At 67.5% G+C, this 16052-nt stretch carries 33 protein-coding genes; 2 read left to right on the top strand and 31 right to left on the bottom strand.

Annotation, left to right across the window (positions count from 1 at the left end; translation table 11 throughout):
- Window positions 1-64: 64 nt before the first annotated feature.
- Complete coding sequence (locus ACQEVO_RS36350; RefSeq protein ID WP_432907300.1) at window positions 65-487, top strand: helix-turn-helix transcriptional regulator; 423 nt, start codon at window positions 65-67, stop codon at window positions 485-487.
- Here ACQEVO_RS36350 and ACQEVO_RS36345 read toward each other — a convergent pair.
- The 30 genes from ACQEVO_RS36345 to ACQEVO_RS36200 form a co-directional block, all read right to left on the bottom strand.
- On the bottom strand, window positions 468-950 hold the full coding sequence (locus ACQEVO_RS36345; RefSeq protein ID WP_432907298.1) for a hypothetical protein: 483 nt from the start codon (window positions 948-950) through the stop codon (window positions 468-470). The genes ACQEVO_RS36350 and ACQEVO_RS36345 overlap by 20 nt on opposite strands.
- The gene (locus ACQEVO_RS36340; protein WP_432907295.1) at window positions 947-1264 is read right to left on the bottom strand and encodes a hypothetical protein; all 318 of its coding nucleotides are present in this window, start codon (window positions 1262-1264) and stop codon (window positions 947-949) included. Before ACQEVO_RS36340 ends, ACQEVO_RS36345 begins: the two co-directional genes overlap by 4 nt.
- Window positions 1254-1730 carry a hypothetical protein gene (locus ACQEVO_RS36335; RefSeq protein WP_432907292.1) on the bottom strand — a complete coding sequence of 159 codons (477 nt, stop codon included), beginning with the start codon at window positions 1728-1730 and terminating at the stop codon, window positions 1254-1256. Before ACQEVO_RS36335 ends, ACQEVO_RS36340 begins: the two co-directional genes overlap by 11 nt.
- The gene (locus ACQEVO_RS36330; RefSeq protein WP_432907289.1) at window positions 1727-2494 is read right to left on the bottom strand and encodes a VWA domain-containing protein; all 768 of its coding nucleotides are present in this window, start codon (window positions 2492-2494) and stop codon (window positions 1727-1729) included. Before ACQEVO_RS36330 ends, ACQEVO_RS36335 begins: the two co-directional genes overlap by 4 nt.
- Before the next feature lie 47 nt (window positions 2495-2541).
- Window positions 2542-2676: a hypothetical protein gene (locus ACQEVO_RS36325; protein ID WP_432907286.1), complete on the bottom strand. Its 135-nt coding sequence runs from the start codon at window positions 2674-2676 to the stop codon at window positions 2542-2544.
- Complete coding sequence (locus tag ACQEVO_RS36320) at window positions 2673-2978, bottom strand: hypothetical protein (RefSeq protein WP_432907284.1); 306 nt, start codon at window positions 2976-2978, stop codon at window positions 2673-2675. The genes ACQEVO_RS36325 and ACQEVO_RS36320 overlap by 4 nt, the downstream gene beginning before the upstream one ends.
- Window positions 2975-3355, bottom strand: a complete 381-nt coding sequence (locus tag ACQEVO_RS36315) for a hypothetical protein (protein ID WP_432907281.1) — start codon at window positions 3353-3355, stop codon at window positions 2975-2977. The genes ACQEVO_RS36320 and ACQEVO_RS36315 overlap by 4 nt, the downstream gene beginning before the upstream one ends.
- Window positions 3356-3396: 41 nt before the next feature.
- A complete protein-coding gene (locus ACQEVO_RS36310; protein ID WP_432907278.1) occupies window positions 3397-3642 on the bottom strand; it encodes a hypothetical protein in 246 nt (81 codons plus the stop codon).
- Window positions 3639-3863, bottom strand: coding sequence for a hypothetical protein (locus ACQEVO_RS36305; protein WP_432907275.1), 225 nt, complete (start codon window positions 3861-3863; stop codon window positions 3639-3641). Before ACQEVO_RS36305 ends, ACQEVO_RS36310 begins: the two co-directional genes overlap by 4 nt.
- Entirely contained in the window at window positions 3860-4147 is a 288-nt protein-coding gene (locus ACQEVO_RS36300) for a hypothetical protein (RefSeq protein WP_432907272.1), read from the bottom strand. The genes ACQEVO_RS36305 and ACQEVO_RS36300 overlap by 4 nt, the downstream gene beginning before the upstream one ends.
- The gene (locus tag ACQEVO_RS36295) at window positions 4140-4643 is read right to left on the bottom strand and encodes a hypothetical protein (RefSeq protein WP_432922177.1); all 504 of its coding nucleotides are present in this window, start codon (window positions 4641-4643) and stop codon (window positions 4140-4142) included. Before ACQEVO_RS36295 ends, ACQEVO_RS36300 begins: the two co-directional genes overlap by 8 nt.
- On the bottom strand, window positions 4636-4902 hold the full coding sequence (locus ACQEVO_RS36290) for a hypothetical protein (RefSeq protein WP_432922174.1): 267 nt from the start codon (window positions 4900-4902) through the stop codon (window positions 4636-4638). Before ACQEVO_RS36290 ends, ACQEVO_RS36295 begins: the two co-directional genes overlap by 8 nt.
- Window positions 4895-5254, bottom strand: coding sequence for a hypothetical protein (locus tag ACQEVO_RS36285; protein ID WP_432922171.1), 360 nt, complete (start codon window positions 5252-5254; stop codon window positions 4895-4897). Before ACQEVO_RS36285 ends, ACQEVO_RS36290 begins: the two co-directional genes overlap by 8 nt.
- Window positions 5251-5994 carry a hypothetical protein gene (locus tag ACQEVO_RS36280; RefSeq protein ID WP_432922168.1) on the bottom strand — a complete coding sequence of 248 codons (744 nt, stop codon included), beginning with the start codon at window positions 5992-5994 and terminating at the stop codon, window positions 5251-5253. The genes ACQEVO_RS36285 and ACQEVO_RS36280 overlap by 4 nt, the downstream gene beginning before the upstream one ends.
- Entirely contained in the window at window positions 5991-6644 is a 654-nt protein-coding gene (locus tag ACQEVO_RS36275) for a hypothetical protein (RefSeq protein ID WP_432922165.1), read from the bottom strand. Before ACQEVO_RS36275 ends, ACQEVO_RS36280 begins: the two co-directional genes overlap by 4 nt.
- A complete protein-coding gene (locus ACQEVO_RS36270) occupies window positions 6641-7009 on the bottom strand; it encodes a hypothetical protein (protein ID WP_432922162.1) in 369 nt (122 codons plus the stop codon). The genes ACQEVO_RS36275 and ACQEVO_RS36270 overlap by 4 nt, the downstream gene beginning before the upstream one ends.
- Complete coding sequence (locus tag ACQEVO_RS36265) at window positions 7006-7596, bottom strand: 3'-5' exonuclease (RefSeq protein ID WP_432922159.1); 591 nt, start codon at window positions 7594-7596, stop codon at window positions 7006-7008. The genes ACQEVO_RS36270 and ACQEVO_RS36265 overlap by 4 nt, the downstream gene beginning before the upstream one ends.
- 8 nt (window positions 7597-7604) lie before the next feature.
- Window positions 7605-7847, bottom strand: a complete 243-nt coding sequence (locus ACQEVO_RS36260; protein ID WP_432922156.1) for a hypothetical protein — start codon at window positions 7845-7847, stop codon at window positions 7605-7607.
- Between the two features lie 438 nt (window positions 7848-8285).
- Window positions 8286-8720 carry a helix-turn-helix domain-containing protein gene (locus ACQEVO_RS36255; protein ID WP_432923379.1) on the bottom strand — a complete coding sequence of 145 codons (435 nt, stop codon included), beginning with the start codon at window positions 8718-8720 and terminating at the stop codon, window positions 8286-8288.
- A 30-nt stretch (window positions 8721-8750) separates the two neighbouring features.
- Window positions 8751-8951, bottom strand: a complete 201-nt coding sequence (locus tag ACQEVO_RS36250) for a DUF6011 domain-containing protein (RefSeq protein WP_432922154.1) — start codon at window positions 8949-8951, stop codon at window positions 8751-8753.
- Window positions 8944-9225 (bottom strand): hypothetical protein, encoded by a 282-nt coding sequence (locus ACQEVO_RS36245; protein ID WP_432922151.1) that lies wholly within the window; start codon window positions 9223-9225, stop codon window positions 8944-8946. Before ACQEVO_RS36245 ends, ACQEVO_RS36250 begins: the two co-directional genes overlap by 8 nt.
- Before the next feature lie 28 nt (window positions 9226-9253).
- A complete protein-coding gene (locus ACQEVO_RS36240) occupies window positions 9254-9682 on the bottom strand; it encodes a hypothetical protein (RefSeq protein WP_432922148.1) in 429 nt (142 codons plus the stop codon).
- Window positions 9679-10674, bottom strand: a complete 996-nt coding sequence (locus tag ACQEVO_RS36235; protein WP_432922146.1) for a hypothetical protein — start codon at window positions 10672-10674, stop codon at window positions 9679-9681. Before ACQEVO_RS36235 ends, ACQEVO_RS36240 begins: the two co-directional genes overlap by 4 nt.
- Window positions 10637-11503 carry a PD-(D/E)XK nuclease-like domain-containing protein gene (locus tag ACQEVO_RS36230; RefSeq protein WP_432922143.1) on the bottom strand — a complete coding sequence of 289 codons (867 nt, stop codon included), beginning with the start codon at window positions 11501-11503 and terminating at the stop codon, window positions 10637-10639. The genes ACQEVO_RS36235 and ACQEVO_RS36230 overlap by 38 nt, the downstream gene beginning before the upstream one ends.
- Complete coding sequence (locus ACQEVO_RS36225; protein ID WP_432922140.1) at window positions 11500-11781, bottom strand: WhiB family transcriptional regulator; 282 nt, start codon at window positions 11779-11781, stop codon at window positions 11500-11502. The genes ACQEVO_RS36230 and ACQEVO_RS36225 overlap by 4 nt, the downstream gene beginning before the upstream one ends.
- Complete coding sequence (locus ACQEVO_RS36220; RefSeq protein ID WP_432922137.1) at window positions 11778-12239, bottom strand: hypothetical protein; 462 nt, start codon at window positions 12237-12239, stop codon at window positions 11778-11780. Before ACQEVO_RS36220 ends, ACQEVO_RS36225 begins: the two co-directional genes overlap by 4 nt.
- The gene (locus tag ACQEVO_RS36215; RefSeq protein ID WP_432922134.1) at window positions 12239-12556 is read right to left on the bottom strand and encodes a hypothetical protein; all 318 of its coding nucleotides are present in this window, start codon (window positions 12554-12556) and stop codon (window positions 12239-12241) included. Before ACQEVO_RS36215 ends, ACQEVO_RS36220 begins: the two co-directional genes overlap by 1 nt.
- Window positions 12553-13005, bottom strand: coding sequence for a hypothetical protein (locus tag ACQEVO_RS36210; protein WP_432922131.1), 453 nt, complete (start codon window positions 13003-13005; stop codon window positions 12553-12555). Before ACQEVO_RS36210 ends, ACQEVO_RS36215 begins: the two co-directional genes overlap by 4 nt.
- Window positions 13006-13284: 279 nt before the next feature.
- Window positions 13285-13476, bottom strand: coding sequence for a hypothetical protein (locus ACQEVO_RS36205; RefSeq protein ID WP_432922129.1), 192 nt, complete (start codon window positions 13474-13476; stop codon window positions 13285-13287).
- A 157-nt stretch (window positions 13477-13633) separates the two neighbouring features.
- A complete protein-coding gene (locus tag ACQEVO_RS36200) occupies window positions 13634-13861 on the bottom strand; it encodes a helix-turn-helix domain-containing protein (protein ID WP_432922126.1) in 228 nt (75 codons plus the stop codon).
- A gap of 115 nt (window positions 13862-13976) precedes the next feature.
- On the opposite strand from ACQEVO_RS36200, the gene ACQEVO_RS36195 reads away from it, so the two are divergent.
- On the top strand, window positions 13977-14279 hold the full coding sequence (locus ACQEVO_RS36195; protein WP_432922123.1) for a helix-turn-helix domain-containing protein: 303 nt from the start codon (window positions 13977-13979) through the stop codon (window positions 14277-14279).
- A 281-nt stretch (window positions 14280-14560) separates the two neighbouring features.
- On the opposite strand, the gene ACQEVO_RS36190 is transcribed toward ACQEVO_RS36195, so the two are convergent.
- Entirely contained in the window at window positions 14561-15949 is a 1389-nt protein-coding gene (locus ACQEVO_RS36190; protein WP_432922120.1) for a recombinase family protein, read from the bottom strand.
- Window positions 15950-16052: the final 103 nt, after the last annotated feature.

Raw genomic sequence — 16052 nt, 5'->3', positions numbered from 1 at the left:
CGGCAACCGCCGGGCCCCGGCCTCGTCCTGGCCCACGACCGGGCCGCACACCCAGGAGGAACGAATGACCCAGACCCCGGGCGAGAAACTGATCGCCCCCGAGATCGCCGCCCGCTACGACCGTGCCCTGACCACCGTCCAGAAGCTCTGGATGCCGCGCCCGGAATGGCCCGCCCCGGCCGGGAAGCGGGGCCGCTGGAACGAGTACGACGCAGCAGAGGTAGACCAGGCCGTGCGCGCTCACTTCCTGCGCGACCAGGCGGACGAGCCCGGCGACCCCGACGACCTGCTCACCATCGCCCAGATCGCCGAACACCTCGGCGTCGCCCCCGCCACCGTCCGCGCCGACATCTCGAGGCGCCGGCTGCAGCTCGGCGAACCAGACGACAGCGCCGGCGCCAAACGCTGGCGCCGGCGCACGGTCGATGCTGCCGTGAAAGGCCGGCGGGCGTACCGCCGGCGGAGTTCTACACCCGAGGGTCGTTGACGAGCGCGAAATCACGGAGGCCGTGCTCGTCACCGGTCGCGGTGTACTCGCGGCCGACGACCTCGTTGGCCGGCATATTGCAGTCCGCGGCGATCGCGGCCGTGGAAAGGATCATCGGATCCTTGGGGGTATGCCACGGGGTGACCGCGTGCGCCTGGTCCCCGACACCGAGCATCACATAGAACGGGATCCGGCCATCGGGCAGCGGCTGATACGTCCGGCGTTTCGGCTGCGAGAACCAGCTCAGGGCGTCGGAATCGTCCTCCTGCTCGGGTAGCTCCACCGTGCTGGTGCTTTCGACGAGCTGCCCGTCGACGACCACCGATATGTCGCAGCCGCGGTCCGCCGCGGCGTGTAGTAGCGGCTGGCCGGCGGCGATGTACTGGTCCAGGACGGGAGCGATCTCCGCGACCGCGTCCTCCGGAATGCGCACCTTGATCACGATCTCCCGATCACCACTCATCGTTTCATTCTCCAGACTGCCCGGATCCCCTGCACGATCGCCCGGCCGGCGACGGCGAGCAGTTCCCCGTACAGGCGTACGAGACCGGGCCGATGCTCCCGCGGCTCGTCCGGTACCTCACGCCAGGTCCGGCCACCGTCAGCGCTGACATACCCCGGAGCCAGCCGGACCGGGACCGAATCACCACCCCGGACCGGCGGCGGCACTGCGCCGCCGGCCGACGCGCTGCGCGGCCCGTCGCCCCGCTGGCGCCCCTGTTTCAGCTGCCAGTCCACCAACCGGTCGATATCGTCGCGCGGGCGGTTACTCGCCATCGCCGGCCCCCTTGTCGCCCTCGGTGAGCAGGGTCCACGGCACGGACGGGGCGGCCGGTGCACCGTCCCGGTCGAGCGCGTACGTGCGGGTGACAGCCACGCCCTCGAGGTAGCGGGCCTGCTGGTGTGCTGTCCGTGCACCGACAACGATGTGCAGCATGCCGCGGGCAGCCACCCCGTACTCGGTGATCGTTGCGCCGATCGCCTGGAACTCAGTTTCGAACTCGGCGCGAGGGCTGAGCTTGAACTTGGAGTGGTCGATGAGGATGACGTAGTCGCCCCATTCGGCGCGCTCCTCCATGTCCAGCGTCCGGATCACCGCGCCATCATGCGTCCCGCGGCCTGGTCCGGAAAGCCGGGCCGGGGTGATGCGGCACGGCAACCATTCCGATATTGCCGCGATGTTGTCTCGGGTGAGCTGCATTGCCTCGACCTCGATTGGGATCCGGCGGTAGCGGTCGCTCATACGAGGATCCCCGCGGCGGTGGCGGCCTGGACCCACGACGGCCATTCGTCGACCATCACGTCGGCGAACGCCAGATCGGACATGCCGGTGATCTTGGTGATGCGTTTGGCGTCGATGTTGTCGATGAGGCCGGGAGCGCGGAGGTTGTCCTGCTGGTCCCAGAACGGTGCCCGGACCAGGGTGAGGACCTTGACGAACACGGGGTAGCCGCGGAGTTCGTTGAGGATCCGCACCACCCTGTCCGCGTCGGTGGGGTCGTCGTCGGTGACGATCACCACGTACAGCGGTGAGCGCGTCGTTTTCGCCATCTCCAGCACCTGCTCCAGCGCACGCCCGAGATAGGTGGCGCCCATCCGGCTCGGCCGGAAGATGTCGCGGTCGACGACCCCGCTGTAGTTGGTAAGAGAGACCTCGATGGTCGGCCACACCTGCGAATCGAACGGGATGACGGGGATCTTGCCGTCCACGTCGATCTGCAGGGCGAACGCCAAGGCCCGATCGACGACTACCTGCACGGACCCGGTCCGGTAGTCCGAGAACATCGACCCCGAATGATCCAACACCAGTACCGCTTCCGCGCGGATCCCGTCCATGCCCGCCTTCGACAGAGAGACCCCGGCCTTGTCGAACTTCTTGGCCAGGTCGACGCCCGCGCCGGCGACGATATCGCGGCTCACTGCGGGGCCGGCGCTCTTGGTCAGAGTGACGGAGCGGGTCGGCTGCTGCTGTGTCGCGGTACCGGATGTACGACCGAACAATTTCATGGGTAGTGCCTTTCTATCAGTGCGATTGATTTGGGGGCGTTGGGTGTTCAGTCCCGGAACCACAGCCACGCGATGAACGCCACGACGGCGAGGAACGCGAGCAGGCCGATGAGGTCGACCCAGGGATTGCCGGTGCTGATGATTTCCGATTCGGCGTAGTTCACGCCGGGCGTCTGGCTCATCGGCCCGACCTGGACGGAACCCGCGACGAGGGTTTACGCTGCGCGGCCTGGGTGGGCGCCGGCTGTTTCGGTGTCGCCTTGACCACGACGGGCTGCGGCCGCGTGTGGTGGTGGTCGTCGTCGCCGGCGGTTTCCCATTCGTAGCCGGGAACGGCCTGCTCGCAATATGTGTCGTCGACCTGGGTGTCGGTGGCGTCGTGCTCGCACCACTCGCGGTCGACGCACGCGGTGAGGCTGAGTCCGGCGAGCGCTGCGATGCACAAGGCACCGCCGATCCGGATCCGGATTGCGTGGCTGCTCATGATGGGTCGGTATCCCCTTCCGTTCGGTTCGGTGTGGTGCGGGCGTAGGGCTGTCCGTTCACGCTCGCGGCGAAGCGCTGGGCGGCGGTTTGAACGCCGCCGAAGATCGCCTCCAGGCCGGCCATGATCTCGGCCACCCGAGAGAGGAGGGCTGCGACAACTGTCGGGTCGGTCCAGTAGTTCGGGTGGCGGTACATGCTGTGCCGTTCGCACGCGGTGTGCTCGGGATCGGTGCGCACGCAACGCCAGCCGTCGCGCCGGCGCGCGATCACGCACTCGTCGACGGCGAGAGTCAGCGGGTCGACGGGGCCCTGGGTGTGCACGTGGCCCGGTGCGTGCAGTGTGCGAACGTGCCGCTTCCCGGCCCGGTATTTCATGCGCGGGAAAAAGAACGGATTCCGGCGCACCTGACCGCTGCTCACCGGTTCGTGTCCCGGAGTGCGTCGTCCAGGCCGTCCTCCCAGAACCGGTTGAATATGCCACCGATCAGGCCGTTGTACAGCTCGTCGGCAGCGTGGCCGTGGCCGGGCAACACCTCCTCGATCTTGGTGTCGCTACGCCTCCCGATCAGCACAGCGATGATCTGCAGTTCGGCCCTCGTCAAGGTGACCGTTGCGCCGTCGACCTGCTCGTCGTCGTCCAAGAGAATTCCGTGCAACTTCATTGCTGCTCCATTCGTTTGGTGATGCCGTAGACGTTGGCCGCGCCGTAGGTGATGGCCGAGAGCAGGAACCACCACTGCCTGGTCGCGATGGCGTACGCGATCCACAAGGCCTGTACGGCCAAGCCGATGCTGGGCCCGATGAGTGATTGGGATCGGTACACCAGCACGAGACCGATGACCCCGATCGTGGTGAGAGCGAAGGACCACCACAGGGAGATCATGATTGGGCCTCTCGCTCGAGCTGCTCGAGCTCGTCCCGGGAAAGCAGCCGCCCTATCCACGACGGGTCGATCGCCACCTCAGGGCGAATGGGAATTCCCAGCAGCTCGCCGCCTGGATTGCAGCCCAGGAACCATGAGGTGCTCACTGCCTGTGTCAGGTTTTCGCCGGGGACGATGCAGACACCGAGGAAACTCGCGCCGCCGGGTACCTGCTCTTCCAGCGGGGGCGCCTTGGCGGGGTCGACGAACGACAGCCACCACAGGTGCGACTTTGGTTCAGGCACGGGCGTCTCCGTTCTCGGGGGTGTGCAGGACGGCCACGCGGTCAACACGGTCGAGAAGTTGTTGGGAGGTCCGACGCTCGTTGAGCAGATACGGGCTGCCCCAGTTCGCAGTGCGCATCCCGCTACCGTGATGGGAGGTGAGTTGCCACGCCTCAGGGAACGGGACGTTGAGGCCGATGACGATGGACCGGCCGGGCAGTGCGTCCAGTTCGGCGGGGTCAGTGATGACACGAGCGGGTGGACGCCAGCCTGCGGCGATCACCGCGTCAGTCGCGTCCTGCTCTTGGCACCCCCAGTTGATGCGCGATTCGATCAGGGCGTCGAGCTGGTCGCGGGGCGACAGCTCAGGCACGGGAGTCCGCGTGCTCTGCAGTTCGGCGATGCGATCCCGCAAGATCAGTAGTTCGTTCGCCATCGCGCGGGCGTCGGCGAGATCGGGGTAGCGCTCGTGTGCGATCCACCGGTGGAGTAGCTCGTCGGGAAGTTGCTCAGACATTCGGCACCTCCCCGAGCCGCTCGGCCTGCAGCCGGTCGATGGTCGATCGCATCTGCCCCATGAGTTCGACGGCGTCGAGGCCCTGCATTGCGACGATGGACAGCCACGCTGTGGCGAGTGCGTAGATCTCGGGTGGTCCGTCGCACGCGTTGATCAGGTCCGTGGCGCGGGCGGCTTCGTTGCGGTGGATGGCCTCGAGGACGTTGACGGCGGACCGCATCCCCGCGATGGTGCGCTGGTCGAATGTGTGGTCAGGCATTGGGCGCCTCCGGTCCGGGCGCTGTCGGCCGCAGCCAGCCGAGCCTGCAGGCGAGGATCTCACGGGCCTCGACGTGACCGTGGGCGTAGGCGTGGGGCAGCGGCAGGTTGACGGGGTCGATGACATCGCGCGCCTTGGACCACTGTGAGAGTTCGCCGATGCACTCGGCGACAGCTGCGTACGTGTTGAGGAGTTCGCGGGCATTGTTGAGTAGCCACACGATGAGGTCGGCGTTGGCCGGGTGGTGGTCGAGTTGGCGGCGGACCACGATGCCGAGGTCGTGGCTCAGTAGTGGGATCAGTTCCGCGGCCTCGAGTTTTTTGAGGCCGGCCTCGTGCAGGGGTTGGGTCATCGGACCTCCCGGTTGATGGCGTTGGCGAGGGCCTGGACGTGGCCGTGCCGCGTGTAGTCGGTGGTGTGGCGGCCGTCCCAGAGGTAGCCGCGGAGGTAGGCGGCGGCGCCGTCCCAATCGCGGTGGTGCTCCAACTTCCACCAGGGCTGCATCTGGCCGCGGCGGATCCGGTCGAAACCCTTGGCCACCCATTTCGCGCTGTCGGCCAGGGACCGGATGGAGAACCATTCGGCGAGATCCGCCACGGTGCGCAGTGGGTTGCCGGCGGGCAGGGAGGTGATGCCGTCGCCTTCGGCCGCGGCCCAGAACACTGGGAAGCTGTGGCCTTCGATCGGGCGTTGGTCGACGATCCCGTATCCGGTGGCGACGGGCATGCCCGGTGTCCCGGCGCCGCGGGGGCGGCGGCCGTCGGCGATGAGCGCGACGCCGGCGATCCGGCCGCCGGCGATCCCTCGCTGTAGGTGCAGTTCGTAGTCGCGGGCGTAGTCGCCCGCGATCACCGCGCCTTGGCTGTAGCCGGCCAGCACGCACCGCTCGCTGCGCGCTACCGCGCCGTCGAGCGCGGCGCGGCCCGCTTCGCGGCTGTCGGCGTATGGGGCGCCGTCCCACCCGAACTCCGCCGGGTAGGAGACGATCTGGGGCCGGAACCGGCGGCGGTCGAGCGCCGCGGCGAACCCTTCGCACACGCCGTCGCCGCCGCGTGGATAGCCGGTGCCGGGTAGCAGCAAGACGTCGATCACGATCCGCTCCCGCCGAACGCATCGGGGGCGCGGCCGCCGTGCTCGTTGATCGTGAAAAACACCGGCAAACCTTCGGCGAGCTTGACGAGCAGGTCGGCGAAGCCGCCGACATACGGCTTTCCGGTTGCCAAGTCGCCGTGGTCGCTCTCTTCGGTGCCGCGTGTTTTGCTCGCCCACCAGACGCGGCCGGCGATATCGGCGGTGAGGCACAGGCACTTCTCCTGCGCCTGCGGCAGGGTGTGCATCTGCCGGTTCGCAACCGCCCGCCGCTGCTGGTAGGTGAGGCTGTCCCGCTCGACCGTGTGGGCTTCGATCTGCAGGCAGAGTGCGACGATCGGCGGCCGCGCCACCGGCGCGAGGGCGTGCTCCAGCAGGTACCGAGCGATCAACCCGGGCAGCACGGCAGGATATCGAGCCGGGTCGATGGCGGTGTCGAGGCCGAACAGCGCGGGGGCCTCGACCTTCTCGCCGTCCCAGCTGAGCGCGAACAACTGGTGAGGGCTGTCCCATACGGTGTAGGTATCGGCCACTTTCCGGGTGTAGTCCTCGAGCTGGGCGCCGTCAGGCAGGTGGTCGGCGGTCCAATGCTCGATGGCGAGGGGGTTGCCGGTGATGCGCGTGATTTCCGCGCGCGTGACGTCGGATATCACGGTGCCTCCGTAGCGGGTGTGGTCTCGGTTTTCGGGGCGAGGTCGAGGAGGTCGCGGACGATCTCGCGTACCTTCTCGCGGCCCTCGTTGAGTTCGGCGTGGTTGTAGCCCCGGAGGAGCTGCACGCCGGCGATGGCGTTGCTGATGCGCTGCTGCTCGACCAGCTCACCGAGCCGGGTCTCGATGGCGAGCAGTGCGTGCGTCTGAGCGCCGCTCAGCATGGTGGTGATCGTCTTGTGGAAGACGCCGAAGTCGGCGTGTGTGAGGTCACCGTCGTCGCCGCCGATTTCGCTCGAGTAGATCGAGGCTTCCTGTAGCGCCTTCTCGGCCGCTACCCGGCCCGGTTGCCAGTCCTGTGTGGTCACTGGTCACCGCCGTGGGCGATGCGGTCGTAGAGGCGCTGGGCCCACAGAGCGTCGCCCATGGCGGTGTGCCGCTCGTCCTCGCTGGGCGGCTCCACACCGCAGGCCCGGGACACCGCTTCCGACTGCCAGGGCAGTTCCTGGGGAAGGTGGCCACGACCGAGCAGCCAACCGGCAGCCAGCGTTTCAGCGTCGATGAGGTGGTAGTACCAGCGCGGCAGGAGCCCGTGGCGGCGCAGCATCCGGTCGAGGGTGAGCGCGTCGAAGTCGGGCACGATGCCGACAAGGTGCGCGCCGCGGGTCCATTCGTAGACGTACTCGGCGGCCACGTTCTCGGGCATGACTATGGTCTCGCGGGGCGGCCGTGCGCCGGCGCCGAGCTGGCTCGAGCTGATGTGGCGTTCGTCGAACCTGCCGATGGCCAGGCTTTCGGGATCGGCGTCGGAGAGGTCGACGTCGTCGATGAGGATCGTGATGCGGTCCTCGGCGCGCAGGGCGGGCCGGCGGATCATGGCGATCTCCCACGGCCGGCGCAAGTCCGGGTGCAGGTGGGTCGTCTCGGTGTCGATGAAAACGATCGGTGCGGACATTGGGTACCTCAGAACTGGTAGGCGCGGGCGATGAGCGACATGACTTCGTCGACGGTTTCGAGGCAGTAGCGCTGATGGCCGCCGGTAACCGCGACCCTGGCGCGAGCCTGGCCGCGGCCCGGGTCGCACGGCTCGACGATGGTGATCTGGTCCGCGCTGACCAAAGTCTTCCCGCCCTTGGGCCGGGACAGCGCAATGAATCCGTCGCGTACCGCGTCTGCCTCGGCGGCGGGCTGGCTAGTTGTATCCATATCGTTCTCTCTCTTCCTGTTTCCGAATTGCCTGCTGTGCAAGTTCGCTGGGAGTGCGTTTCGAGTGGTCGTTTACTTTCGCGGTGCCGTGGAGATAGATGTCCTCTTTGCAGACGGGGCATGGTATGGGGCGGAGTTCGTCGTCGTAGCCGATCCACCGGCCGTCGCAATTCGGGTTGCTGCATTTCTTCGGCGGCCCCGGTTCGGGTGGTTCTTCGATGGGTTCTCCAAATCGGTCGAGCATTTTTCAGACCTCGATCGGATTGGCCGGCGCGTTGGCTCGCGCGCGGTCGTGAGTTACGTACGTACGGGGGTACGTGTTTGGTCGTGGGGGGGTAAGTAGTTTGGTGGGGTGACACTGGTGTCACTTAGCGATGTCGCAGATGTCACTTAGCCCTGCTTCAAATGTCACTTAGCTCCCCACCGGCGGGCCCCGGGCTATGTGACACCAGAGTCACCTAGCGGGGAGTTATCCACAGGGCCGCTAAGTGACTCTGGTGTCACATAGAGGTCCGGCTCGCGGGGTTCCAGTTCCGGTGTCAGCGCCTCGGGATGATCGAGCAATTCGAGAATGTTTCCGGGGACCGTTAGTCGATATGTGTCGGACTCGTCTTTCGTATTTCCGCGCCGCACACGAGTTATCAATCCCAATTCCCGCAACGTTTTCAGCGACCGGATTACAGTGCGCTCCGTCACGCCCATCACCAGCGCCATCTTCACCACACCCGGAAATATCCGGGTACCGTCCGGGTTCCCGAACCTGGCCAGCGCGTGAGCGCAATGCTTCACGCCCGGTGGAAGTATGGATTTCGGCAACCTGAAAATGATTCGCTCCCAATCGTTGCGATCGATCGGCGCGCGTGCGCGCTCCATGGCCACCGCCTCTCCACACCCACACCCCCATCACTCGCCCCTGGCCTCCAGCTCGAACAGCGTCGGCTCGTCCACCCGGCGCGCTTCCGCGCGTTCGTGCCGCGCGCACGCCGGACCCATCCGCCGCGCCCGCGACACCTCGGACACCAGCCAGCCACCACACCGCTTGCACGGCACCGCCGTACGCGTCGGTGTCCCGTCCTCCAGCTGCCCGTCGAGCTGCTCAGCCATCGCCACCACCCGGCAGCTCGTCGAGGCGCCACAACCCCGGCGTATCGATCTCCCGCACCTCCCGGCACTCCTCGCAGAGCCGGTCGCGCGGGATCTCCACACCGGGCGCCCACGGCGTTTTGCAGTCCGCGCAGTACATGAGCACCCGCGGCCCGAACCGGTCGACCCACACCCGGCGCGGCACCACCGCATCCGAGGACGGCATACGCCGGCGCGCCCGGCCGGGCCGGTAGCCGGGCACCTGCCCGGCTACCGCCCTGCCTCTACGCCTCACACCGCTCACCGCGGTGCACCGCCGGCGCTCACCGCATCCCCAGACCGGCCAGGACGAGGCGACCAATCGTGATGTCCATCGCTGTGTCCGCGGCCTGGCGGCGCTCGTCGAGCGTCATGTCCTCGACCGTGGAGAACATCTGGTCGATTTTGCCGTCGACACCGAGCCGGGCCAGCCGCCGAAATGTGGCACTGGCCGGGCCGCCCACGTTGTCGTCGTACAAGTACGCCGGTATCCCGCCGAACATTTCGCCGATGGCAACGCAGGCGATTTCAACCAGGCGAGCGGTCGCCGCGGCGTTGGTGATCAGTGCCTCGAGCGCCTGCTGGCCGCAGACCGGGCAGCCGTCGAGGCCGGCGCCGAGGCACTCGGCGATGACGGTGTGGTCGATATGGCGGCGCTCCGGATCGATATCGAACTCGAGGACGTCGAACCTGTGCCGATGCGGTGCGGTCACTGTGCGCCGTCCTCTCCGGCGTCGGGACCGCTGCCCTCGGTCTCGTCCGCAGGGGGGCCGGTGTCCTCGACAGCGGGTTCGTCCGGCCCTTCCAGCGGGGCGAGGAGGGTGTCGGCCTCGGCGGCGGTGAGGTCCGCCACCGAGGCGACCTCACGGCCGAATGCCTTGGACAGGTAGTTGCGTTTGCGGGCCGCGGTCCGGTGCCCGTTGTCGACCAGGAGCGCGTCCAGCCGCTCCTGCTGTGCGGGCGTCGCGGGCGTCGGGGCGGGCGCGGCCTCTTCCTCGTCGGCAAAGGGATCGGGGGTGGGCGTCCAGTCCTGCACGACCGCTGCCCCGGCCTGCGCGGCTTCCGAGGTCACCGGCTGCGCGGCGCGGCGCTGCTCGGTGGCGACGGACCGTGTTTCGGACTCGAGGTCCTCCCAGGTGTAGGGCAGACCGAGCAGCAGGTGCGGGGCGAGGTGCCGGGCGAGGACAGATACGGCCTTGGCCCAGTACATGGCTCGCGGGTCGGTCACATATTTTTCGTTGCCGAGGATTTCGCCGTCCTCGGTGCGCGCCCAGTCGCCCGTGTCGGGGTCCGGGCGCGGGGTGTAGCCGGCCTTCTCGGCGCGCTCCCAGTCCCAGGTGTTCTCCTCCGTGCGACCGTCGGGCGTCGTGAGCCGGACCGTGACTGCCTCGTCGGTGTCGAGGACCGTTTCGAACCGGTAGCCGTTCGCCTCGAGGATCGCCTGCATCGTGCGGGCGTAGACCGCGGGCTGCCCGAACTTGTTGTAGATCTGCTGCAGCGACTGCAGCGGCGACAGCCCGAGGTCCGCGCCGTACAGGATCGCGACCGCGGAATCGGTGGGCCGCCCGCGGAACCGGTCGGGCACCCCGGAACTCCTACACACCTGGTCGGCGTAGTCGATCGCAATGCTCAAGGCTTCCCGGTGCCGGGCGAGGAACTTGGTCGGGTCACGCTGCAACTGCAGCGAGCTGGCCGTATCGGTCATCGGTGGTTTTCTCCTGGGTGTAGTAGGCCCGTGAGGGCAAATCGATTTCGTGGAGGGGATCGCCGTCATGCGGCCAGATCCCGGACCGCCGGCATTCGGCGTAGAGCGAGATGTCGCGCCGGTTCAGGCGGGCGCCGAGTTCGACCGCGGACTGTTTGAGCCGGACCGCGTAGACCGGGTGCGGCGGGGCGTCGCAGACGACGATGAACACGAACTCGGTGTCGATCCCGAACCAGTCCCAGGCCGCCTGATACCAGGGCTGCTGCCGGAAGTAGCCGAAGTCGAGCACCGAGGACCGGAACACCTCCGGCGTTGGCGCCGTGGATTTCTTGACGTCGACGAGGATCGCGGTGTTCCGGTCGACCCAGTGCGTCCAGTCCGGCCGAGCCCGCAACATCACGCGAGACACCGGATCCCGGTACCAGGCCGACAGCTCCGGCTCGCCGGAGGCGAGCAGCTGCTGCGCGTGACGGTTGGCCATCACGGCGTCGGCCATGTCCCGGGCCCGCTGGTAGTCCTTGCTCCGCAGCGGCACCCGGCCCGCATCCCATTCCGCCTGCCGCTGGGTTTTCGCCTCCTTGGTGCGGATCTCGTCCACGCCGAGGTCGACGAGCGGCGCACCGGTGCCGAGGACCAGGGTGTGGACCGCCTTGCCCAGATCGAAGTGGTCCTTCGATTTGGTGGTCGGATGGTCCTGCTCGTATTTCCAGTGCCAGGGCGAGATCTCCGACAGGCGGCGGGCGCCGCTGCTGGACAGGCTTGCCCGGTCCGCGTGGTACACCTCGTCGGGTACGCCTCGGTAGATGCCGGGCTCGGTCGGGGCGGTCACGACTTCCCCTCCGGCTCGGGCAGGTTGAGGTACCGCCGCAGTTCGCGCCGACTCCTGGTCTTGTCGGTGCGGTAGCCGGCGCGCACACCGAACCGCTTGTCGCTGAGTACCGCGTCCAGGCCGCAGTCCCGGCGCACCTTGCAGCCGATGCACACGATGGTGGCGTCGATGGCCGGATCGTTCGGGCTCGCGGGAAACCACCACTCCGGGTGGGCGTGGCCACCGCACGCGGCGTCCTGCTCCCACTCGGGCCGCGGCCGCGGGGTCGGTGCGGTCACGCGCCCGCGCCCGCGGCGACTGCTTCAATGTGCAGGGCGTCGGCGTCGGGGTAGCCGTTGCTCGCCCCGCGGGCGTGCCGCCCGGCACCCTCGCCGTCGAGGCCGAGGTCGCGGGTCCACTGGTCCTCGACCCGGGCGAGGTCGGCCATCAGGGCACGCAAATCGTCGACCGATTCGAGGACCAGCTTGGTGTGCTCCCCGATGACAACGGCCGCGGCGCCGGCATAGTCGCGCCGCGGGTTCGGCGGGTGGTAGTCGACCTCGACATCACCGCCGGCGTCGCCGGTGATCACTACCGCCCGGGCGGTGGGAATCTGCGGGAGAGTGATGGTGTCGTGGGTGTCGGTCATGACGTACTCCGTGGGTCGGGTGAAGCGCTGGACGATGAGGCCGCCGACGATGAACAGCAGGGCGGCGGAGAAAGTGATCTGGACGATGAGGCCGAGGGCCAGCAGCATCAGCGGACCTCCACGTATCCGCGGGCGAAGCGGCGGTCGAAGGCGTCGGCCTCCTCGGGACGGCCGCCACGGGTGAACTCCTGGGTGCTGCCGACGGGCCGGAACCGGGCGCCGGCCGGGATATCGGCGGCGCAGCTCCACCCCCGCGGGGTCCACTGCGGCGGCTGCTGCGCCAGGTAGGCGGTCACCTCGGTGGCGACGATCTCGAAGCGTTCACGGGCGGAGGCGGGCAGCTGCTCCCACACCTCGCCGGTGCCCGGGTCCTCGGGGTCGCAGTGCAGGCCGGACCAGATCAGCTGTGCGAGGGAGTTGCTCATGCGGGCAGCACCTCCCGGTACGGGCCCTTGCCGATGCTGGCGACCCGGTACACCGGGCCATCCGGGACGCTGTAGTCGGTGACCTCATCGCCCCTGCGGATCCAGACGCCGTCGTACTCGGTGTCCTCGAACGGCACGCCCTCGGGGATCTCGTTGGCGTCGTCCCATGTGCGGCCGGGGCGAGCGGGCCGCGCCCAGCCGAGTTCCTCCAGGCGGACGCGGATGATGGTGGCGAGTTCGGTGACGCGGTCGCGGACCTGCTGGTCCTGCTCGTCCCAGCTCTCGCCGTCGGGGATATCGGGATGCCGGCGGAAGATGAGCGGCGCCAAGATGTTCGCGTCGAACTCGCGCTCGCGGCGGTCGGCCAGCGTTTGCACCAGGTCGGCGAACTCCGGATCGTCCGCGCGTTTCCTGGCGGCCAAATCGTGAAGTTCCTTGCTTCCGATCACGGTAGGATCTCCTTCGTCTCGTTCCCGTCCGGCCGCCGCTGTCATCGGCGGCCGGACTCTTTGTGGGCGGGGTTTGGAAGCCGCGGCCCCGGACCCGGGTCCGTCTGCAGCGGACCGGTGTGATGTCCGGGTGCCGCGGCGCACCTCGCCGCAGGGCATCCCCGCACCTGCGGCGAGGGGGTCTACAGCGGCCAGGTCAGGGCCGGAATCTGGTAGGTCGTGGTGGGGAGCGGGGCGGGGGTCAGCAGCCCGCGCACCCATGCCTCGATGGCGTGCACATCAATCACCTCCCCTCCGTGTGCGGCGCCGCGCGTTGACGGCGTAAAGGAGGGCGGGCAGCCAGCACACCGCCAGCATCGACAACCCGGCGACGAGACCGGCCAGAAAAATGTCTAGACCGATCCGGCCGGTGGCGTACGCACACCAGGCGGTCGCGAGCAGCACGAGGGGCGCGGTCCGGCATCGGCTCATGCGGCAGCACCCCGCTTCCGCTTGGCGGGCCGAGGCTGGGTACGGAAGGCAGTCCGGATGACCTGCTTCTGCCATTCGGTCAGAGGAGGCGCCGCCTCGAGCTGCTTCGCGACCCAGGCGGCTTTGGCCTGTTCGTACGCCGTGTCACCAGGGCCGCTCACTGCCGAATCTCTTCCGGCAGGAGCTGCGAAAGGCTCATATCGAGCGCTTCGGCGATGTTGAGAAGTTCGTTGATGGTGAAGCCGGTTTTGCCGTGGCCTTTGATCTTGCGGTGCAACGTCGTGTACGGGATGCCGGTCTGTGCGGCAGCCTTACGCAAGCTCAGATCGGCCGCGTCAAGGGCTCGACCGACAGACTCCCCCACCGCGACACTCGTTTGATCCATGTGGATCACTATAGGATCCATTTGGATCAAATCGCAACCGTGCAGCAACCATCGCTCGGATCACTTTTTGATCCGTATGGTTGATTGACATTGGAGCGGCCCGGATACTTCTCGCATGGACGCCGACCGCCTCATCGACGCCGACGCAGCCAATGCGATCATCGGCGCAAACCTGCGAGCCTTACGCGCGAAGCGAAAGCTCAGCCGCGCCGCCATGCACGAACTGACCGGGATACCGGCCATCACCATCCGCCGCATCGAGGACGGCAAGCGAGATGCCCCCGCCGTCGTCCTACTCGCCCTATGTCAAGCGTTAGGCGTGAACGCCGGCGAGTTCCTCGACCACGTCCAACGTGAACTGAAAGAGGCCGGAGGCATTCACCCCCGCCGCACAGGCAGCAGCGACGATCTGCCCTGACCCCATCGGGCGGCGACCGGCGAGGAACTCACCGACCTCCTCGCCGTCGACGAGCAACGCACGACCCAATTCTCTTGCGTCACAACTGCGGAATAGCTCCGCGATACCGCCCAAAGGAACTCCAGCCATAGCCAAACCCTTCGAAACACAACAAGCCCACGATTACCTGAGAACGCATCACCTGACCCCCGTCCGGCAGAGCAGAGCCTAGCCGCGACAAAACGGGCGCACAGGACATTTGCTCGGAAATCGTTCCTTGAAATAAGAAACGTTACAAGGGCTCAGGTTTGAGTTTCGGCCGGCGACTTCCAGTCGACCACCATCGCCAAGCCCGGATCAAACGGATCACGCAAGCTTCTGCGAAGCAGAGTTACAGACATCAGGCTCGCGGTAATCGCGCGCCGCCGATCCAGATGCAGACCCCGGAATTTGGGCGCGTTCTCTTTACCGACAACGCCTTTGAATATGCGGCTGCGGTTCGCATCCTCGATACTCTGCTCGATCGCCTTCAGTTTCGATTTCGCCCGTTCGGTACCCGCCCGCAATTGATCCTTGTCGATATCGCCGTCAGCGAAACTCATTGCGAGAGTTTTCAATCGGCTCCGCAGAGCGGCTGCCTCGACCCGCTTCTCCTCCAAGTCCGGGTGTTTCTGGTCGACCAGGAGGTCGGCCGCGTCCGACTTCGACAGGCGCCCGACGATCAGATCGTTGATGTGGTCGTCGACCAGCTCGATCCGCTGCACGACACGGTGACATCGCCGGCACCGGTATATCGGCTCGCGCCGGCTCGTGGTCATCGCCGCCTTCACAGTGACCTCCTGCCCCTCCTCGGCGCACCGATCTCCGCACAGCGCGATCCCGGACAGCTGGTACTTGCGCGCCACGTCGACCGGTCGGCGCGACGGCTCGGCCAGGATGTCGTTGACCGCCCGCCACACATCCGGCGAGACGATCCGGTCCCAGCCGACCTCGGCCTCATCGAGGACCACGCGGTAGTAGCTTTTCCAGCCCGCGTTGCGCGGGTTCTTCAGCACATGCGCGAGCTGGGTGGGTGAGTTCCACTTGTTGCCGAGGGTGGTGGTGATCCCGAGCGCGTTCCATTCCTGGCAGATGCCGTTCAGCGAGTGGCCCTGGAGGACCTTCTCGTAGGCGTCGGCAAGCGCCGCAGATTCCAGCGGGTGTAGCGACCCGTCGTGGTTGCGCCCGAAGCTGCGCCGGTGGTTCAGGTTCTTGCCGGCCTCGGCCAGCTCCCGGTACTTCGACTTCTGCCGGGCAGACCGGCGCTCGGTCTCCGCCTTGGCGACCGCACCCTTGATCCTGGCGAACAGCCGGCCGTTGTCGGTGCCCAGGTCCACGTCCCCGGTCAGGGTGGCGAGCAGGGTGCTGTGCCGGTCCGCGACGTCGATGATGCGCTCGAGGTCGACCGGCTCCCGATACAGGCGGTCAAGGTCCCAGGATGCGATCGCCTGAAGCTCGCCGGCCTCGATGTCGGCGAGCATGCGGTCCCGGTCCGGGAGGTTGCGCTTCGGGCCGACGGCGGTGAGGTCGTTGTCGCAGTAGCGCACGGGCTCCCACCCGCGAGGGGTGCAGATGTCCCTGACGATCTCTTTCCACTGGCGGCTGATGGCCAGCGTGTCGTCGTTGGGATCGTCGGACTGCCGCAGATACACACCACACCGGATCACGCGAAACGCACCCCTTCGGAGAGGATCTCGGCCGTTCTATGGACAGCGGCCGATGGGTGCGGCTAGCGTACCGAATCGAGTGCTTTAC

The organism is Nocardia sp. CA-290969, assembly GCF_050936135.1.
GTDB lineage: Bacteria > Actinomycetota > Actinomycetes > Mycobacteriales > Mycobacteriaceae > Nocardia.
Note: the sequence above shows the minus strand (reverse complement) of the source record. Positions and strands in the feature narration are given on the sequence as shown.

What these genes read in the sequence shown, in the direction of transcription:
- ACQEVO_RS36350 (WP_432907300.1), top strand. Translation starts at nt 65, where the DNA reads ATGACCCAGACCCCGGGCGAGAAACTGATCGCCCCCGAGATCGCCGCC.
- ACQEVO_RS36345 (WP_432907298.1), bottom strand. Translation starts at nt 950, where the DNA reads ATGAGTGGTGATCGGGAGATCGTGATCAAGGTGCGCATTCCGGAGGAC.
- ACQEVO_RS36340 (WP_432907295.1), bottom strand. Translation starts at nt 1,264, where the DNA reads ATGGCGAGTAACCGCCCGCGCGACGATATCGACCGGTTGGTGGACTGG.
- ACQEVO_RS36335 (WP_432907292.1), bottom strand. Translation starts at nt 1,730, where the DNA reads ATGAGCGACCGCTACCGCCGGATCCCAATCGAGGTCGAGGCAATGCAG.
- ACQEVO_RS36330 (WP_432907289.1), bottom strand. Translation starts at nt 2,494, where the DNA reads ATGAAATTGTTCGGTCGTACATCCGGTACCGCGACACAGCAGCAGCCG.
- ACQEVO_RS36325 (WP_432907286.1), bottom strand. Translation starts at nt 2,676, where the DNA reads ATGAGCCAGACGCCCGGCGTGAACTACGCCGAATCGGAAATCATCAGC.
- ACQEVO_RS36320 (WP_432907284.1), bottom strand. Translation starts at nt 2,978, where the DNA reads ATGAGCAGCCACGCAATCCGGATCCGGATCGGCGGTGCCTTGTGCATC.
- ACQEVO_RS36315 (WP_432907281.1), bottom strand. Translation starts at nt 3,355, where the DNA reads ATGAAATACCGGGCCGGGAAGCGGCACGTTCGCACACTGCACGCACCG.
- ACQEVO_RS36310 (WP_432907278.1), bottom strand. Translation starts at nt 3,642, where the DNA reads ATGAAGTTGCACGGAATTCTCTTGGACGACGACGAGCAGGTCGACGGC.
- ACQEVO_RS36305 (WP_432907275.1), bottom strand. Translation starts at nt 3,863, where the DNA reads ATGATCTCCCTGTGGTGGTCCTTCGCTCTCACCACGATCGGGGTCATC.
- ACQEVO_RS36295 (WP_432922177.1), bottom strand. Translation starts at nt 4,643, where the DNA reads ATGTCTGAGCAACTTCCCGACGAGCTACTCCACCGGTGGATCGCACAC.
- ACQEVO_RS36290 (WP_432922174.1), bottom strand. Translation starts at nt 4,902, where the DNA reads ATGCCTGACCACACATTCGACCAGCGCACCATCGCGGGGATGCGGTCC.
- ACQEVO_RS36285 (WP_432922171.1), bottom strand. Translation starts at nt 5,254, where the DNA reads ATGACCCAACCCCTGCACGAGGCCGGCCTCAAAAAACTCGAGGCCGCG.
- ACQEVO_RS36265 (WP_432922159.1), bottom strand. Translation starts at nt 7,596, where the DNA reads ATGTCCGCACCGATCGTTTTCATCGACACCGAGACGACCCACCTGCAC.
- ACQEVO_RS36260 (WP_432922156.1), bottom strand. Translation starts at nt 7,847, where the DNA reads ATGGATACAACTAGCCAGCCCGCCGCCGAGGCAGACGCGGTACGCGAC.
- ACQEVO_RS36255 (WP_432923379.1), bottom strand. Translation starts at nt 8,720, where the DNA reads ATGGAGCGCGCACGCGCGCCGATCGATCGCAACGATTGGGAGCGAATC.
- ACQEVO_RS36250 (WP_432922154.1), bottom strand. Translation starts at nt 8,951, where the DNA reads ATGGCTGAGCAGCTCGACGGGCAGCTGGAGGACGGGACACCGACGCGT.
- ACQEVO_RS36235 (WP_432922146.1), bottom strand. Translation starts at nt 10,674, where the DNA reads ATGACCGATACGGCCAGCTCGCTGCAGTTGCAGCGTGACCCGACCAAG.
- ACQEVO_RS36220 (WP_432922137.1), bottom strand. Translation starts at nt 12,239, where the DNA reads ATGCTGCTGGCCCTCGGCCTCATCGTCCAGATCACTTTCTCCGCCGCC.
- ACQEVO_RS36215 (WP_432922134.1), bottom strand. Translation starts at nt 12,556, where the DNA reads ATGAGCAACTCCCTCGCACAGCTGATCTGGTCCGGCCTGCACTGCGAC.
- ACQEVO_RS36205 (WP_432922129.1), bottom strand. Translation starts at nt 13,476, where the DNA reads ATGAGCCGATGCCGGACCGCGCCCCTCGTGCTGCTCGCGACCGCCTGG.
- ACQEVO_RS36200 (WP_432922126.1), bottom strand. Translation starts at nt 13,861, where the DNA reads ATGGATCAAACGAGTGTCGCGGTGGGGGAGTCTGTCGGTCGAGCCCTT.
- ACQEVO_RS36195 (WP_432922123.1), top strand. Translation starts at nt 13,977, where the DNA reads ATGGACGCCGACCGCCTCATCGACGCCGACGCAGCCAATGCGATCATC.